Annotated in this window: 17 protein-coding genes; 11 read left to right on the forward strand and 6 right to left on the reverse strand. The window is 58.7% G+C overall.

What is annotated here, in order from left to right:
• The first annotated feature begins 182 nt into the window (after positions 1-182).
• Positions 183-638, forward strand: coding sequence for a hypothetical protein (locus tag JT51_RS06660; RefSeq protein ID WP_235216130.1), 456 nt, complete (start codon positions 183-185; stop codon positions 636-638).
• On the opposite strand, the gene JT51_RS06665 is transcribed toward JT51_RS06660, so the two are convergent.
• The 4 genes from JT51_RS06665 to JT51_RS06680 form a co-directional block, all read right to left on the reverse strand.
• Positions 635-1,213: a DUF924 family protein gene (locus JT51_RS06665; protein WP_037309820.1), complete on the reverse strand. Its 579-nt coding sequence runs from the start codon at positions 1,211-1,213 to the stop codon at positions 635-637. The genes JT51_RS06660 and JT51_RS06665 overlap by 4 nt on opposite strands.
• A 108-nt stretch (positions 1,214-1,321) precedes the next feature.
• On the reverse strand, positions 1,322-2,593 hold the full coding sequence (locus JT51_RS06670; protein ID WP_037309823.1) for an MFS transporter: 1,272 nt from the start codon (positions 2,591-2,593) through the stop codon (positions 1,322-1,324).
• A 112-nt stretch (positions 2,594-2,705) separates the two neighbouring features.
• On the reverse strand, positions 2,706-3,752 hold the full coding sequence (gene queA / locus JT51_RS06675) for a tRNA preQ1(34) S-adenosylmethionine ribosyltransferase-isomerase QueA (protein WP_037311819.1): 1,047 nt from the start codon (positions 3,750-3,752) through the stop codon (positions 2,706-2,708).
• Positions 3,753-3,796: 44 nt separating this feature from the next.
• Positions 3,797-7,183 carry a DUF3971 domain-containing protein gene (locus JT51_RS06680; RefSeq protein WP_235216131.1) on the reverse strand — a complete coding sequence of 1,129 codons (3,387 nt, stop codon included), beginning with the start codon at positions 7,181-7,183 and terminating at the stop codon, positions 3,797-3,799.
• A gap of 68 nt (positions 7,184-7,251) precedes the next feature.
• Here JT51_RS06680 and JT51_RS06685 point away from each other — a divergent pair, with 68 nt between their 5' ends.
• The 7 genes from JT51_RS06685 to JT51_RS06715 all read left to right on the forward strand — a co-directional run bounded on the left by JT51_RS06685 (position 7,252) and on the right by JT51_RS06715 (position 13,232).
• Positions 7,252-7,713, forward strand: coding sequence for a peroxiredoxin (locus JT51_RS06685; protein WP_037309826.1), 462 nt, complete (start codon positions 7,252-7,254; stop codon positions 7,711-7,713).
• Positions 7,714-7,797: 84 nt separating this feature from the next.
• Positions 7,798-8,613: a ferritin-like domain-containing protein gene (locus JT51_RS06690; RefSeq protein ID WP_051927491.1), complete on the forward strand. Its 816-nt coding sequence runs from the start codon at positions 7,798-7,800 to the stop codon at positions 8,611-8,613.
• 179 nt (positions 8,614-8,792) lie between these two features.
• Positions 8,793-10,118: a M23 family metallopeptidase gene (locus tag JT51_RS06695; RefSeq protein ID WP_037309832.1), complete on the forward strand. Its 1,326-nt coding sequence runs from the start codon at positions 8,793-8,795 to the stop codon at positions 10,116-10,118.
• Entirely contained in the window at positions 10,108-10,608 is a 501-nt protein-coding gene (locus JT51_RS06700; RefSeq protein WP_037309837.1) for a bactofilin family protein, read from the forward strand. Before JT51_RS06695 ends, JT51_RS06700 begins: the two co-directional genes overlap by 11 nt.
• 97 nt (positions 10,609-10,705) lie before the next feature.
• Positions 10,706-11,518 (forward strand): zinc-dependent peptidase, encoded by an 813-nt coding sequence (locus tag JT51_RS06705; RefSeq protein WP_037309840.1) that lies wholly within the window; start codon positions 10,706-10,708, stop codon positions 11,516-11,518.
• Positions 11,519-11,608: 90 nt separating this feature from the next.
• A complete protein-coding gene (aqpZ, locus tag JT51_RS06710) occupies positions 11,609-12,298 on the forward strand; it encodes an aquaporin Z (protein ID WP_037309843.1) in 690 nt (229 codons plus the stop codon).
• Positions 12,299-12,389: 91 nt separating this feature from the next.
• Positions 12,390-13,232 carry an alpha/beta fold hydrolase gene (locus tag JT51_RS06715; protein ID WP_037309846.1) on the forward strand — a complete coding sequence of 281 codons (843 nt, stop codon included), beginning with the start codon at positions 12,390-12,392 and terminating at the stop codon, positions 13,230-13,232.
• A 43-nt stretch (positions 13,233-13,275) separates the two neighbouring features.
• Here JT51_RS06715 and JT51_RS06720 read toward each other — a convergent pair whose 3' ends face one another.
• Both JT51_RS06720 and JT51_RS06725 read right to left on the reverse strand, forming a co-directional pair.
• A complete protein-coding gene (locus JT51_RS06720; protein WP_037309849.1) occupies positions 13,276-13,833 on the reverse strand; it encodes a peptidylprolyl isomerase in 558 nt (185 codons plus the stop codon).
• Positions 13,826-14,332, reverse strand: a complete 507-nt coding sequence (locus JT51_RS06725) for a peptidylprolyl isomerase (protein WP_037311827.1) — start codon at positions 14,330-14,332, stop codon at positions 13,826-13,828. Before JT51_RS06725 ends, JT51_RS06720 begins: the two co-directional genes overlap by 8 nt.
• Before the next feature lie 134 nt (positions 14,333-14,466).
• Between JT51_RS06725 and JT51_RS06730 the strand changes: the two genes are divergently transcribed.
• The 3 genes from JT51_RS06730 (at position 14,467) to pdhA (ending at position 17,251) form a co-directional block, all read left to right on the forward strand.
• Entirely contained in the window at positions 14,467-15,657 is a 1,191-nt protein-coding gene (locus JT51_RS06730; RefSeq protein ID WP_037309851.1) for a phosphoglycerate kinase, read from the forward strand.
• Positions 15,658-15,783: 126 nt separating this feature from the next.
• The gene (locus tag JT51_RS06735) at positions 15,784-16,083 is read left to right on the forward strand and encodes an FtsB family cell division protein (protein ID WP_037309854.1); all 300 of its coding nucleotides are present in this window, start codon (positions 15,784-15,786) and stop codon (positions 16,081-16,083) included.
• Between the two features lie 178 nt (positions 16,084-16,261).
• Positions 16,262-17,251: a pyruvate dehydrogenase (acetyl-transferring) E1 component subunit alpha gene (pdhA, locus tag JT51_RS06740; RefSeq protein ID WP_037309857.1), complete on the forward strand. Its 990-nt coding sequence runs from the start codon at positions 16,262-16,264 to the stop codon at positions 17,249-17,251.
• Positions 17,252-17,264: the final 13 nt, after the last annotated feature.

A 17,264-nucleotide genomic window follows, 5' to 3' on the forward strand; every position in this document is an offset into this window, starting at 1 on the left:
CGTCGGTCGATTGAAAAATTAGTTTACCGTTAAACTAATTTTCGCAATGCATCAATATCCTCGCTCCGCGACAAAAGCGACGCGGGGTCAACAGGAATGTATTGTGCGGTTTTCAGCCTATACCGGGCTTGTCCCAAACGCTAGAACAGAGAGGCCGGAAAAGACCGGTCATTGGGAAACTCATGTCATTCGAAAGGCTTACCATGGCCAGAACGCTCAGGAATTTGTTGCTCGCATTATTGAACGCCACCCTTATTCTGGTCGCATTATGTCTGTTTCTGGGGTGGAAACTGGCGTCAACTGTCGAGGGCATCTCGTTGGCGCTTGCCGATGCTGTACAGGTCGCAGCCCCCCTGCGCGACGATGTTCTGGGCATTCACGAAGAACTGATCGCATTGCGCAGCGATCTGGCGTCGATCCAGATCGGCGATGTCATCCAGAACACCGAAGCCGCCCAAGAAGTATCAGCCGCGCTGAACAGGTTAGAGCAGCTGGAGCAAAACCTGCTGGGCAGTCAAATTCAACTGGCGGAATTTACAGATTCGCCTGATGACCTGATCGATCAGGCCATTCAGGTCGCGGCCGACGCAATCGCCGACCGGATCATTGCAATTCGGGGCTGCGTACCGCCGGGTTAACCGGCGGCCTGCAACTCTCGGACTGTTGTGCCATATCCGCCCATATCGACATAGGCGGCTTCATGTTCGGTCGTTGGGCGCGCAAGCGCCTCATTCCGATAGGGAAAGCGTCCGAATTTGCGGATCACTTCGCGATGCGCCCGTGCGTGCAGCAGATTGCCGGACTCACTGTCACCCAGATTCTGACACATGAGACGCACACAGCGTTCCTGGTCACACAGGTTTTCCGAGTGCATCATCGGAAGATAAAAGAATTGCCGGGCGGGTTCATCAATCTTTAAATCCCAGCCTTTATCCACGGCACATTTCGCCGCGGTCAGCGCCGCGCGGTCGGACGCGAACGCGTTGGCGCTGCCCCGGAACATGTTGCGTGGAAATTGATCCATCAGGATGATGTATGCCAAAGCGCCGCTGGGATACGTCAACCACAGGGAAAACCTGCCATGATGTGCCGCTTCCCAGGTGGTCAAAAACCGTTCGCGGATTTCCGCGTCCAACGCGTCATCCTGCAGATACCAACCCTTGGGACCGACATTATCCAACCAAAAACTCAGTACTTCTTCAGGCCCTGCCATTGCCCTAACTCCGTGTGTTGCCCTCCCCAGGGACGTAACGTCATTTAAGGCCGTTTTACAGATTTGTTACAGTAAAAAATTGCAACACTTGCGACATAAATTCGTGTCCTATGCCACATCCTGCGCTTCCTGCTCGGCTTCGGCGGCTTCGATGGCGACTTCTTGCGCCACTTCCAGTGCAACCGGAGAGGCAGTTGGGTACAGCGGTGACATCGAGCCCGTTTCGTCGATTGGGATCGCCGCACGCTGCGTCATGCGGAACAGCGCATAACATGCCATAATCGCCAGTAGTATGGCGATGAACAGGAAGAAGCCCGAAGGCCCGAACACCGCATCGCCCATCAGCCAACCGGTGATCAGCGGCCCTGCAATGGCGCCCATGCCGTTCATGAACAGCAAACCACCTGACGCGGCGGCCATGTCTTCATGTTCAAGATAGTCATTCGTGTGCGCAATCAGAAGGGAATACAACGGGTTGGACATGCCGCCGATGGCAAACGCCGAGAGCAGCAGGATCGGAAACGTCACCCCAAACACAAGCCCTGCAAACGCGCCGCAAGATCCCATCATGGCAACCAGCATGACCAAAAAGCGACGGTCCATCCGGTCAGAAAACCAGCCCAACGGGTATTGCAAAACCACAGCACCGACATAGAACGCCGCCACAAAGGTGGAAATTTCGACCAACGACAGGCCCGCGCGCGCGCCGTAAACCGAGGCCATGCCGAATTGCGCCGAGAATACCCCGCCCAGCAGGAACATGCCCACACAACCCAACGGCGATTTATCCATCAAGTCCCGCAGGGTCATCGGCTTGGTGGTTTCGAACGCGGGCGTTGGTGAAATGGACAGCAAAATTGGCGCGAAAGACACAGAAACCAAGATCGATGCGATCACGAACGTCTCATACCCAGTTGGGTCACCCAGCAGCATCAAGGCTTGCGCGCTGATGATCCCTGTCATTTGAAAGATCATGTACAGCGACAACGCCTGACCCCGGTTTTCGTTGCTGGCGGCATTGTTCAGCCAGCTTTCAGCGGTGACATACACGCCGGAAAAGCAGAAGCCGATCACGACGCGGCCCAATATCCACGCGACCGGTTCGGTCAACATCGGATACATGATCATCACGGCGGAAATGAACGAGGCCAGCGCCGCGAACACCCGCACATGCCCGACGCGGCGGATCATCTCGGGCGCAACACGCGATCCACCCAGAAAGCCCATGAAGTACGCGGACATCACAAAGGACATTTGCAGGGTCGAAAAACCCTCGATCTCACCCCGGACACCCAGGATCGTTCCCTGCAGGCCGTTTCCGACCATCAACAGGCCCATGCCAAGAAGAAGCGCCCACGCGCTGGATAAGACCTGAATCATTGGGGCCTCCGAATACTGCCGACCTGATCTACAAGCACGTTTTGCTATGAAAAACGGCTTTGATCATGCTTGTCTACGACATTGAAAGTATTCGATCCCGACAACGCGCGCCCTAAGGGATCAAAAGCGACGCATCCCCGTACGAGAAAAAGCGGTAGTTCTGTTCAATCGCATGTGCATACACATCCCGCATCCGATCCTGCCCCATCAACGCCGAAACCAGCATCAGCAATGTGGACTTTGGCAGGTGGAAATTGGTCATCAGCGCGTCGGTGACGTGAAACTGAAAGCCGGGATAGATAAAGATATCGGTGTCGCCTTCCCATGGCGCGATCTCACCGGATCGGGCCGCGCTTTCGATCAGGCGCAGGGCAGTTGTACCAACGGGGATAACGCGCCCTCCTGCCGCTTTGGTGGCACGGATTTCTTCAACGGCCTGGGCGCTGACCCGGCCCCATTCAGCGTGCATCTTATGGGTTGTCACATCTTCGACCTTGACCGGCAGGAAGGTGCCCGCGCCCACGTGCAGGGTGACATGGCTGAAGGTAATTCCCCGGGCGCCCAGCGCCTGCATCAAAGGATCATCAAAATGCAGCGAAGCTGTGGGGGCCGCAACCGCACCGGAATGCGACGCCCAGATCGTCTGATAGTCTGTCTTGTCCTGCTCGTCCGCGGGGCGTTTGGCCGCGATGTAGGGCGGCAGCGGCATCGCGCCCGCCTGTTCCAGCGCGGTGTCGAAATCCTCGCCCGTCAGGTTGAACCGCAGATAGGCTTGCCCGTCTTCGACGCGGTCCAAACTGGCGCTGAGGTCATCTGAAAACCGGACTTCTTCGCCTGGTTTGACCTTTTTCAGCGGCTTGATCAGCGCGGCCCATGTGCCGTCGGCCTGCGGGTCCAGCAGTGTCGCCTCGATCGCGGCTGAAACCGGGCCTTGCGCGCTGTCGCGATGACGGCGGCCATTCAGGCGCGCCGGGATCACACGCGTATCGTTCAGCACCAGCCGGTCGCCGGGCTGCAGCCAATCGGGCAGATCAAAGACATGCGCGTCCGTCACCGCATCCCCGTTGGCCACCAGCATACGCGCGGATGAGCGTGGGCTGGCCGGTCGCGTGGCAATCAGGTCTTCGGGCAGGTGGAAATCAAAATCGCTGAGTTTCATGCGCGCGCCATACAGGGCCGCATCAGATTCGGCCACATCCCAGTTCAATGGTCCTTAGGAGGAGACCCAAAAGTCCGTTTAGGTTTATCCGGTTTGATCCGCTGTGCATTTGGCCCATCCTTCACCACGGGCGCGGGTTTCCGCAACAAATTGCGCAAAAACAGCGGGGCCAATCCCGACAGCGGGTTCACGGACACTTTCGGCGTCTTCAACGGCCCGGTGAGCGTATAGTTAAAGCCGATCACCCCCTCGCCCTTCTTGGTGAATACGCTTCCGATGGCGTTCACCAGATAGATCGGAGAGATCGCACCGCTGATGTTCAGCATCCCGGCTACGGTGTCCACGGTTCCGTCAAAGGACAGCCCCATCGACGGCCCCACAGCGCTGCCGCTGAGCACTTTGACATCTGTCGGAGTGATCCGCATCCGGCTTTCGATGGTCGAGAAAAAGATGCCCTGCCCCGCCATTTCATTCACTAGGCCAACAAGGCTGATGGCGTTGAGCAGCGCCGCCATAGCTGGCGCATCCTTGATGCGGGTATTCGCAATCTTTAGAATGACGTCATAATTTCCGGGCGCGCCCACGGGTTCCAGCTGTAGATCCAACGACCCGCCCCGCGCCTGCGTGATCAGACCGGCGGATCGCAAAACGCCGCCTGCATCACCCGAGGTCAAAGTCACCGCACTGCGCCCACTGCGCGGGATAACCTGACCGCGCACCGCCGTGCCGCTGTTTATGTTGGCCGAAAACGCGCCATTCACCCCGCCGGTCGTTTGAAACGCCCCCCTGAAGCCAGTCAGAGCGATCTTTTCCGTGATCTGCAATCTATCCAACACGACATCAAGCTTGGGTCCGGGTCCGGACGACCCCGAACTGGCACTGCTTGTCCCAAATCCAGCCTTCCGAAGATCCATGACACCGCCCAAAACGCGGATATCGGGCACAGCCCCGCCTCGGCTTACCAATTCCGCCGGAACCGCCAACCAGTTCCCAAGGTCGAACGAACTGAACTGGACGCGATCAAACGCCCCCCCCTCGCGGAACGAGATTGTGGCAGCCGTGCGCAGCCCAGCCGTATCCAGCTTCAGCGAGTCGACACGCAATTGTTTGCCCAGCGTCGCCTCGACTGCCATTGTACCGGCGGTGCCCGATGCCTTGCGCCATCCCAGTTCCGGAATAGACAGTACAACGCCGGTCAGATCGGACGATGCGGTCAGCTTAGGCGGCTCACCAGCGCCAATGCCCAGGGTGATATCTGCCGTCCCTTTTCCGGTCAGCATACCCTTTGGCAAACCAGCCTTGATTTCGTTCATTAACCGGGGCGACAGCTCGACCTGACCAGTCAGCTCACTACGTTGCGGCGCGGTGCCTCCGATCGGTTGTTTCCACGTGGCTTGCAGGGGGACATCCCCGAACAACCCATTACCGCCGATTTCAATCGCAGTCTGATCACCGGTCAGCGCCAGCCGGGCGGCGCTGACGGAAAAGCCTGGAACCAGCCGGTCACTTTGCACGTTTTCGATTTCGCCGGTGAAATGAAACTCGGTTTCCCTGAACTTCAGCCCTTTTTTCATCGGCAGGGACAACGTTCCGGACAGGCTCACTTCGCCCTCGGCCAGATCAACCGGCAACCCCGCCTTGGTCAGCAACTGCAACGGAGGCCGATCCAGCAGAGACAAAGCAGCCGTCGGGCTGCCCTTGGCCCTGATGCGTGTGATCGCCGGGGACAGTTTCTTGATGCCGGTATCGGGAATGATGAACGACGTCCCCGAGGCATCAATGGCACCCCCTTCGTCGGCAATGACAATCCCGGCCTCGGCAGTGGCAGTAAACCGGCGATTGATCAAACTGGCCTGCCCCTGCGCATTCTCAAGCGGGGGCAAGGTCTTGGCAAATCTGATCTTGGCGTCTTCGAAACCGAAATCCAGATATATATCCGGCTTGGTGTCAGGCTTTACCCGAACCGCAAAATCCACGTCGGAAAACTGACCTTCGTACAAGTTCTTGGCCACCCAAAGCCGTGGCTTCGGCGCCAGCAGCTCGGGCCAGTAATTCAACAGTTGATCCGAACCCAATCTGTCAAGATGCGCGTCCAGTTCAGCCACCCACCCTTCGGGGTCACCAATCAGATTGCCCGATGCCAGCAATCTGTGACTGGCATCTTCAACCGACATCTGCCCAAGGCGCAATTCGAAGGGGGCCAGCTTCATCTGAAAATCCAGATCCGCGCGCGCCAGATTCAGCGAATCCGGAAACAGACCCGCCGGGTTGATGTTGATCTTGCTCAGCCTCAGCTGCGAGGTCAGGCTTTCCAGCTGTCCGGTTTCAATACCCTGCAAATAGGCCTTGCCTTCGGCCTGAACCGACCCCCAGGCTGACACAATGGAAATTTCGTTGAAATCCAGAGCGTTCTGACTGGGTTCGAATGTGAAATACGTCCGGGCAGAATCGAATGGGATAGGTTGCGTCTCTTGTCTGGGCTGTACTGCGCCTGCCCCCAGGTTCAAGGTCGCGAACAAAGGCCCCAAGGCCCCGTTTCCGTCAACGCTGCCGCGCAAAGCCCCCGAAATCGGTGCCCTGAGAATCTGAAGCCACGCCAAGGCAAGACTTTGGCTGGCGATATCTTCCGAAGGCAGATCGGTGATCGAAACACCAAAACTCGCCCTTGGTGACCCCAGGAAACTGGTATAGTTCGCCTCGATCGAGCTGGCATAGTCGCGCCCTGTCAAAACGGAAAATCCGGTGGCAAGTTGCAATTCGTCACCATTGCGATTGATGGTAATGCGACCGCCATCAAACACCCAAGCGCGGCCAAGGCTAAGGTCCTGATAATCCAACGTCAGGGACTCCAGCTCTACCGTCCTGAGCCCCGACAGGAATGGCGACATGAAAACATCGTCGGATTCCTCGATCAACTGCACCAATGTTGGTGCCTTCTGAACCGGCGCGCTTCCGCTGCCGACGGTCAGCGACAAGGCTCCATCCGTCCCGCGGGTCAGCGCGATCTGGGCTCCTCGCAAAATGATACGGCGCGGCCGGATTTGCCCGCGCAGCAAACCGCGCATGGATAGGCGGGTCCGCAAGTCCGCCACCTGGGCAATCTGTTGCCCCGCCGCATCGCTGATGGTCACATCCGTCAGTTTCAGTCGCGGGCGCCATTCGTCATTGATGATGAAACTGACATCACCAAAGCGAAATTTCAGCCCCCCGAGGCTTTGTTCAAGGCGATGCTCGACCTTCGCGCGTACCCATTCAGGCGCATGCAAACGCTTACCGATCAGAAAGAACCAGCCTGCAAATGCGAGCAGCGCAAGAAAGACAATACTGATAGCTGTCAAACGCAAGGCGGCACGACGACGGGACCGGCGGCGCAGAGGTTTCTCTGGCCGCTTGGCACTTTTGTCTTCGTGCTGCACCAATTCGCTATCCACGTCTTTCAACCCGCCCGCGCTGCCCTATGATATCCGGCAGCACTTAAAAACCTTTAGCGGAGTTTCCAATGCCTGAAGTTTCAGACATCGCCCCTGATTTCACTTTGCCCCGCGACGGAGGCGGCGAGGTCACCTTGTCAGCCCTGCGCGGCGGCACCGTGGTTCTGTTTTTCTATCCTCGTGATGATACGCCGGGCTGCACCAAGGAATCCATCGGTTTCTCGGAACAACTTCAGGCCCTTGCCGATGCCGGCGCTCAAGTTTTCGGCATCTCGCGGGACAGCGTCGCCAAGCACGACAAATTTGTCGCCAAACATGATCTGACCACGCCCTTGCTGTCGGACGAGGGCTCGACCACCTGCGAGGATTACGGCGTGTGGGTCGAAAAGAACATGTACGGGCGCAAATCGATGGGGATCGAACGCGCGACCTATATCATCGACGCCGACGGCAAGATCGCCCGCGTCTGGCGCAAGGTCAAAGTGCCCGGTCACGTGGATGAGGTGCTGGAGACCGTGCGCGCCCTGTGACCCTCTCGACCAGGGTCGCCATCCGGTTTAAGACCCGCGCAACAACCTAAGCGGAGAAACCCGGTGTCGAAAACACTGACCCAGATGGCGACCGAAGTTCTGACCACGGCAGACGGGCGGGAAAAGACCGCCCTGTCCAAACGCCATGCCGCCGCATGGGTTGCATCGCGAAACGGCGATGCGCCCGCGATTGAGATCGGCACCGCCGCGCCCCCGCTGCAACCCGCCCGACCCGACCGACCGGAACTGTTGTCACCACGCGAGGTTCCCAAACGCAAACCCGGAACCGAGGCGGGCCGCATCGCCTTGTTACATGCGGTGGCACATATCGAACTGAACGCAGTCGATTTGCATTGGGACATCATCGCCCGCTTTGGACATGTGCCGATGCCGATCGGTTTTTATGACGACTGGGTCAAATGCGCCGAAGAAGAATCGCGTCATTTCGAGATGGTCTGCGATTGTCTGGGGGACATGGGCAGCCATTATGGTGCCCTGCCCGCCCATGCCGGAATGTGGCGTGCCGCCGAGGATACCGCCGAGGACCTGATGGGTCGTTTGGCCGTGGTTCCCATGGTGCTTGAGGCCCGAGGGCTGGACGTGACGCCCGGCATGATCGACATCTTCCGCAAGGCTAAGGCTGAACAGGCGATTGCCGCGCTGGAGGTGATCTACGCCGAAGAGGTTGGCCATGTCGCCTATGGCTCAAAATGGTTCCATTTCCTGTGCGGGCGCGAGAATGCCGACCCCAAGGACGTGTTTCACACCTTGGTGCGCCGCTATTTCCACGGGGTGCTGAAACCGCCCTTCAACGAGGAAAAACGTGCCGAGGCGGGTCTGCCACCCGATTTCTACTGGCCGCTGACCGAAGACCTGCCACCGCCCGGCACGGGTCGATAGGCACCCTCAACTTGGCGTTATCGGCAATTTCCCGCCGAGAATTGGCGGGAAAAAGATGCTTTCATGTGTGAACTAGTTAACAAACTTGCCCAAAGCACACGCGCCCTTTATGCAATGCGCCCAAGGGACGGCGATCGCTCATGACCGGTCCCGATCATGGGGATGAGAGGTGAAGACGCGTGCGAACACGTCTGGCAATTAAATTACACTCACTGCTCGAGCGGCACTTTCCGGAACGCCGGGTATTTCTGAAATCCGACACCGATACGCGATTTATCCGTCTCAGTTCTGAGACGCAGGTTGTTGCCGTTGCGGGTGTTGCCGTGATTGTCGGCTGGACTGCGGTCGCCACGGCCATCCTGCTGATGGACAGCATCGGATCGGGTAACTTCCGGGAACAGGCAAAACGCGATCAGGCGACGTATCAGGAACGCCTGAACATCCTGTCGGCGGAACGTGATTCCCGCGCTCAAGAAGCTTTGGCGGCACAGGACCGGTTCAACGCGGCTTTGCAGCAGATTTCGGCGATGCAATCGGAATTGCTGGCGTCGGAAAACCAGCGACGCGAGCTGGAAACCGGAATCGAAGTGATCCAGACCACCCTGCGCGCGACCATGAAACAGCGCGAAGAGGCCCGCGGCGAACTGACCCAGATGCGGCAGGACGCCAACGGGGATGACGTCTATATGGCGGCCATTTCCGACCCCGAGCAGATGAACTTTATGACCGAGGCGCTGTTCCGCACCGCACAAGAGCGCGACCAGATCGCTGCGGATGCCAAACACGCCTTGGACCAGCGCGACGAGCTTGAGCTGGAAATCCGGCTGATGCAGGAACGCAGTGACGAGATTTTCCGCCAGTTGGAAGAGGCCATGATCATCTCGGTCGAACCTCTGGACAAAATGTTCCGTCAGGCCGGTATGCCCACGGACCGCATCATCGAAGAAGTCCGCCGTGGATACAGCGGCATGGGCGGCCCCCTGACCCCCATCACTTTTAGTACGCGCGGTGAGGACCTGACCCCCGACGAGATCCGCGCGAACACCCTGTTGCAGCAGATGGACCAGTTGAACCTGTACCGGATCGCCGCAGAAAAAGCCCCGTTTGCCAGCCCCGTCAATTCGGTCGTCCGCTTTACCAGCGGATTTGGCAGCCGCCGCGACCCGAAAACAGGCGGTCGGCGCATGCACAACGGCGCAGATTTTGCAGGCGCACATGGCACAGACATTCTGGCAACTGCGGATGGGGTCGTTACACACGCGGGCTGGCAGTCCGGCTTTGGACGGCTGGTCAAGATCAAGCACGCATTCGGGATTGAGACACTTTATGCCCATAACACCAAGATCCGCGTCAAGGTTGGCCAAAGGGTCTCGCGCGGGGATCACATAGCTGATATGGGTAGCACCGGACGGTCTACCGGCACGCATCTGCACTATGAGGTGCGCGCAAACGGAAAACCTGTAAACCCAATGACATACATCAAGGCTGCGAGAAATGTTTTCTAAGAGCAAAATCAACGAGCCCGGAACCAGCGCCCCTGAAGCGGCCAAACCTGCCGCTCCGGCAACTCCGGCGACACCCGCCCCGTCGGAAACCAAGGCCAGCACCGCGCCCAAGCCGAAACCCCCGGCATCCGTTCTGTCCTCGGACCTGCACATCACCGGCAACCTGAAGACTTCGGGCGACATTCAGGTCGAAGGCACGGTCGAAGGCGACATCCGCGCGCATCTGCTGACCATCGGCGAGACCGCCACCATCAAAGGCGAAGTCACCGCTGATGACGTTGTGATCAACGGCCGCATCGTGGGCCGCGTGCGCGGCCTGAAGGTGCGCCTGACCTCGACCGCGCGTGTCGAAGGCGACATCATCCACAAGACCATCGCCATCGAAAGCGGCGCGCATTTCGAAGGATCCGTGCAGCGTCAGGACGATCCGCTGAACCCGGGCCGCAGCGGCAAGTCGGGCGCGAACCCGGCCGCCGAGGTCAAACAGTAAGACGCAAACGCGTTCTGATTGAACAAACGCCGCGGGGAAACCTGCGGCGTTTTTCTTTTGCCCTTGCCGCCGGGTGTGGTCGGTATAGGGTTTTGCCATGTTGATCTTTTTCTCTGTTCTGCTGCTGATCGCGGGCTTTTTCCTGTATCGTCACTGGTCCAAGACCCAATCGCGCAAACGGCTTCTGGCGACCCCGCTTTCGGATCGTGAACGCACCATCATCGAACAGCAGGTGCCCCTGATCCGCCGCCTTCCGACGAACCTGCGGACCGGGCTGGATGGCAAGGTGAACCTTTTTCTGGAGCAAGTCAGTTTCTACGGCTGCGACGGGCTGGAGGTCACCGAGGAAATGCAACTGGCCATTGCCGCGCAGGCTTGTCTACTGATCGTCAACAGCGATCTTTGGTACGACCATCTGACAACGATCCTGATCTATCCCTCCGCGTTCAAATCCCGTCAACGGCGGCAAGAAGGATTTGTCGTGAGCGAAAAGGAAATCGTTCGTACCGGTGAAAGCTGGGATCGCGGTCCGGTCATTCTGTCGTGGACACACAGCCGGCAAGGCGCGTTGAATGACAGGGATGGGCAGAATGTGGTTCTGCACGAGTTTGCGCATCAGATCGACGATCTGTCCGGCGGCACCAACGGTGTCCCGATCCTGAGTGACGGGCAGAGCTTTGCGGAATGGGAACACGTTTTTCTGACCGCGTATGACGCCCATGTCCGTGCCGTGGAAAGTGGACAGCACACAGTCATTGATGCCTATGGCGCGGTCGGCCACGAAGAGTTCTTTGCCGTCGCGGTCGAAGTCTTCTTTGAAAGACCAAGGGATTTGAAGGCCGACGTCCCCGAAGTGTACGACCAACTGGCCAAGCTGTTCCGGCTGGACCCTGCCAAATGGGACCAATAAGGCGCATCTTCTCGGGCTCTCCCAACGTCAGTTTCACAAACAGAAATTTTTGAATTACACTGAAACCCATTGTTTTCAGGAGGGCTTTTCATGTCATCAAAACTTATGGCCGAATTCTTCGGCACGTTCTGGCTGGTATTGGGCGGGTGTGGCAGCGCCGTATTGGCCGCAGGCGTCGCCGATGTGGGCATCGGCTGGCTGGGTGTTTCCTTTGCCTTCGGCCTGACGGTTCTGACCATGGCTTACGCGGTCGGTCACATCTCGGGCGGGCATTTCAACCCGGCGGTCAGTCTTGGCCTTATGATTGGCGGAAGGTTCCCTGCCAAAGACCTGATCCCCTATTGGATCGCGCAGGTGATCGGCGCGATTGCGGCGGCGGCTGTGCTGTATCTGATCGTCAGCGGCGCACCCGGGTTTGAGGGCGTCGGTGGGTTTGCCTCGAACGGGTATGGCGAGGCTTCGCCCGAAGGGTATTCGCTGATGTCCGCGCTGGTGATCGAGATTGTGATGACGGCCTTTTTCATCGTGATCATTCTGGGCGCGACCTCCAGCGGGGCCCCTGCAGGGTTCGCACCAATCGCCATCGGTCTGGGTCTGACGCTGATCCACCTGATCTCGATCCCGGTGACCAACACCTCGGTCAACCCGGCCCGGTCCACAGGGGTTGCCCTGTTTGCAGACGGCCCGGCGCTGGCGCAGCTTTGGCTGTTCTGGGTCGCGCCTTTGATCGGTGGTGCCATTGGTGCCGTGATCTGGAATGCGATGACAACAGACGACTGACATCAAAGCGGGGGATTTTCCCCCGCACCCCAAATTCCTGCGTTATCATCCCTGACATACTGCGCCCGATTGGCGCAAAAGGGAGACGCATATGATCCGATTTCTAATAGCCACAGCCGTAGCGCTGACAGCAACAGCAGCAATGGCGCAGGACGCGTGGCTGACAATTCCCGAACCACCAGCGATGCCCGAGGCCGCGAGCAGCGGAACCGCCACCGTCAACGGCATCGACATGTATTACGCCACCTATGGCTCGGCCGAGGGCACGCCGGTGCTGCTGATCCATGGGGGGCTGGCGCATGGCGATATTTGGGCCGCCCAAGTGACGGATCTGTCCAGTGACCACAGCGTGATCGTGGCTGACACCCGGGGGCATGGGCGATCAACCAATGATGGCAGCACCTATGGGTACGAGCTGTTGGCGCAGGATTACCTGGCCCTGCTGGATCATCTGAAGGTGGACAAGGTGCATCTGGTCGGATGGTCGGACGGGGCCAACATCGGCTACACGATTTCAAGTACAGCGCCGGATCGTCTGGCCAGCCATTTCGCCCATGCGGGCAATGTTTCGTTGGACGGCATTGATCCATCCGTGGAATCCAACGAAGTCTTTGGCGCGTATGTCGGAATGATGGCCGGGGATTACGCCCGGATGTCCCCGACCCCGGACGGGTTCGAGCCGTTTCTGGGCGGTGTCGCGGCCATGTGGGGTACTGAAAAACCCGGCGGTCTTGAAGGATTGCAATCCGTAAGCGTCCCCACCCTTGTCGTGCAAAGCGCGCATGACGAGGCCGTTTTGACCGAACATGCGCAAGCGATTTCTCAGGCGATCCCCGGTGCCGATCTGCTGATTTTGGAAGACGTCAGCCATTTCGCGTCATTTCAGGCGCCCGATGCGTATACGCAGGCGATCCGGAATTTCATCGATCAATAGCTGCAGCGAACCCGGCGCCGTTCCCAGCGCCGGGTTTCTTGGATCACTCTGTGACGGTGACTTTTTTCATCACGTCCGGCTCGCCGATCACAGCCCCGTTCTGGCCCTCGCCACGCTTGATCGCGTCGACCACATCCATTCCATCGGTAACCTGACCGACAACGGTGTACTGACCGTTCAGGAATGGCCCCGGCTCAAACATGATGAAGAACTGCGAGTTTGCGCTGTTCGGGTTCTGCGAGCGTGCCATGCCAACAACGCCACGCTCGAAACTCCGGTCCGAGAACTCGGCCGGAAGATCGGGACGGTCAGAGCCGCCGCGCCCGGCGGACCCAACATTGAACTTGTCGCTGGTTTTGTTGCCGAACTCTACATCTCCGGTCTGGGCCATAAAGCCGTCGATGACGCGGTGGAACACGACGCCATCATACTGACCAGACGACGCCAGGGCGCTGATCTGCTCGACATGTTTGGGGGCGATATCCTCGAACAGGTCGACGGTGACGGTGCCGTTGGCCCCTTCACCCTCGATCTCGATCTCAAGGCCCGTGGCCAGCGCCGGGCTGGCCAGCAGGGCAAATGCGGCGGCCAGCTTATACATCGGCGGCCACCTTGACGCTGATCATGCGATCGGGGGCCGCAGGCGGCTCGCCACGAACGATGGCGTCCACATGTTCCATCCCGTCGATGACGCGGCCATATACGGTGTACTGGCCGTTCAGGAAGTGGTTGTCGCTGAAGTTGATGAAGAACTGCGAATTGGCCGAATCCGGGTTCTGCGAACGGGCTGCACCCAACGTGCCCCGGTCATGCGGCAGCTTCGAGAACTCGGCCGGAACGTTCGGCAGCGACGAGCCACCGGTGCCCGCCATGCGCAGGTTGAACCCGTCTTCCATATCACCGTGCTGCACGTCGCCGGTTTGCGCCATGAAGCCGTCGATCACACGGTGAAAGGCCACATTGTCATATTCACCGCTGCGCGCCAGTTCCTTCATCCGGGCACTGTGCTGCGGGGCCACGTCGGGCAACAGCTCGATAGTGACATTACCGCCGGTCAGTTCGACGATGATTGTGTTTTCGGGATCCTTGATCTCGGCCATGTGGCCCTCCTGTCGTTTTGTCTTGCGCAAATACCTATGCGCCATGCGCATGAATGCCAAGTGACGCATTGACCTGAGCGCAAAATGCAGGAAAAGAACCGCCTAAACCGGTTTCAACACACGAGGATTGCGCGATGGCTTGGAAAACGCTGGACGACATGGAACTGAAAGGCAAACGCGTGCTGGTGCGCGTCGACATCAACGTGCCGGTCGTTGACGGTGTTGTGACCGACGCAACCCGAATTCAACGCATCGTGCCGACAGTTCGCGATATCCTGGCCGCCGGGGGCAAGCCCATCCTGCTGGCCCATTTCGGACGCCCGGGCGGTGAGCGCCGCGAGAACCTGTCGTTGAAACAGCTGATCCCGACCCTTGAAGCAGCCTTTGGCGCAACAGTTCTGTTTGCCGCAGATTGCGTCGGGGCTGAGGCCGACATGGCCGCCGAAGCCTTGCAACCGGGTCAGGTTCTGCTGTTGGAGAATACCCGCTTTCACGCCGCCGAAACCAAGAACGATCCGGACCTTGCCGCAGGCATGGCCAAACTGGGCGATGCCTATTGCAACGACGCCTTTTCCGCCGCTCACCGCGCCCACAGCTCGACCGAGGCCATAGCGCGTCTGCTTCCGTCCTGTGCTGGCCGCCTGATGCAGGCCGAGCTGGAAGCGCTGGAAGGCGCGCTTGGCGCACCTAAACGCCCGGTGACCGCTGTGGTCGGTGGCGCAAAGGTGTCCACCAAACTGGAACTGTTGGGCAACCTGGTCGATAAGGTCGATTATCTGGTGATCGGCGGTGGCATGGCCAACACGTTCCTCGTCGCGCAAGGGCGCAACGTCGGAAAATCGCTGGCCGAGACAGCGATGAAAGACACTGCCGCTGAAATCCTGTCCAAGGCCGAAACATCCGGCTGCCAGATCGTCCTGCCCTGCGATATCGTCGTCGCCGAGAAATTCGAAGCCCACGCTGCCAATCAGGTGCTGCCCGCGGATCAATGCCCGGATGAGAGCATGATCCTTGATGCAGGTCCGGACAGCGTTGCGGTCATCACGGACATCTTCGCCAAAAGCCATACAGTGATCTGGAACGGCCCCTTGGGCGCGTTCGAGCTGGAGCCGTTCGATGCCGCGACCAACGCTGCCGCCCTGAAAGCAGCGGCGCTGACGCGGTCCGGACAACTGATCTCGGTCGCGGGTGGAGGGGACACGGTCGCCGCCCTGAATGCCTCAGGCGCGGCCAAGGATTTCTCGTACATCTCGACGGCCGGTGGCGCGTTTTTGGAGTGGATGGAAGGCAAAACCCTGCCCGGCGTCGCCGCGTTGGAACAATAAAACTTACTGCCTTGATACGTTTTTTCGAATCAGGGGATTCACAAGCCGAATCACCTGTGACATAGTACGAACAGATGCCCGGAAAGGGCACGTTTTTGAGGCAGACTTCATACGGCGGTAAACAGAGTGTCCCGTTCCCATCGGCCCGGTTTGGGCGCAGTCGTTTTCTTCATGGTGGCGTTTATGCTGGGTGTGTATTTCACCTTTGCCGCCGTGCAGGGTGACTATGGCCTGTTCAGACGGGTCGAGATTGCAGCGGAACGGGACGCCCTGTCGCGCGACCTTGCCAAGCTTGAAGCTGAAACTGCCCGGATGGAAAATCTGACACGCCGACTGTCTGACACCTATCTGGATCTGGATCTGCTGGATCAGCAGGCACGTTCCGTTCTGGGGATGATCCGTTCAGACGAAATCGTCATCCGCTGAACACGGACCAAGATTTTTCGTCGAAAAATCTACCCTCCTCAACGACTTTTCTGTGCCGCACCGGCCAGACCCGGCGTGATCCGACGTCGCGTCACATTTCCCCTCGCCAGAAAGCTGGAAATGCTTTATGAGATAGTTTAACGCTAAACTATCTTGCCGAGAGGGGGAGATCGCCAACATGGCTGCGCGAAAAACCACAAAGAAACCAAATGTTTCTGCGGAAGAACTGACCACATTTTACCGAGAAATGCTGCTGATCCGCCGATTCGAGGAAAAGGCCGGCCAGCTTTACGGGATGGGCCTGATCGGCGGGTTCTGTCACCTGTATATCGGTCAGGAAGCTGTGGTTGTGGGCCTTGAGGCCGCAGCCAAAGAAGGTGACAAACGCATCACCTCATACCGCGATCACGGCCACATGCTGGCTTGTGGCATGGAACCCGGCGGCGTCATGGCTGAACTGACCGGGCGCGAGGGCGGTCTGTCCAAGGGTAAGGGCGGCTCGATGCACATGTTCTCGAAAGAGAAACATTTCTATGGCGGCCACGGCATCGTCGGTGCGCAGGTGCCACTGGGGGCCGGTCTGGCATTTGCCGACAAGTACAAGGAAAACGGCGGCGTCACCTTTACGTATTTCGGTGATGGCGCAGCAAACCAGGGTCAGGTTTACGAGACCTTCAACATGGCCGCCCTGTGGGACTTGCCGGTTGTTTTCGTGATCGAGAATAACCAATACGCCATGGGCACCTCTCAGGCCCGTTCAACGTCAACCAAAGACATTTACCACCGTGGCGAAGCCTTCGGTATCCCAGGTGAAATCGTCAACGGCATGGACGTTCTGGCGGTGAAAGAGGCAGGTGAAAAGGCCGTCGCCCACTGCCGCGCAGGCAAAGGTCCCTACATTCTGGAAATCAAGACCTACCGCTATCGCGGCCACTCGATGTCTGACCCGGCCAAGTACCGCACCCGCGAAGAGGTCCAGAAAGTTCGTGAGCAAAGCGACCCGATCGAACATGTGCGTGAACTGCTGTTGACCGGAAAACACGCGACCGAGGACGACCTGAAGGCGATCGACAAAGAGATCAAAGAGATCGTCAACAAGGCCGCCGAATTCTCGAAAGAAAGCCCCGAGCCGTCGCTGGACGAGCTTTGGACCGACATCTACGCCTGAGAGGACGAATAAG

The sequence above is a fragment of the Ruegeria halocynthiae genome (genome assembly GCF_000743705.1).
Classification (GTDB): Bacteria; Pseudomonadota; Alphaproteobacteria; order Rhodobacterales; family Rhodobacteraceae; genus Ruegeria; species Ruegeria halocynthiae_B.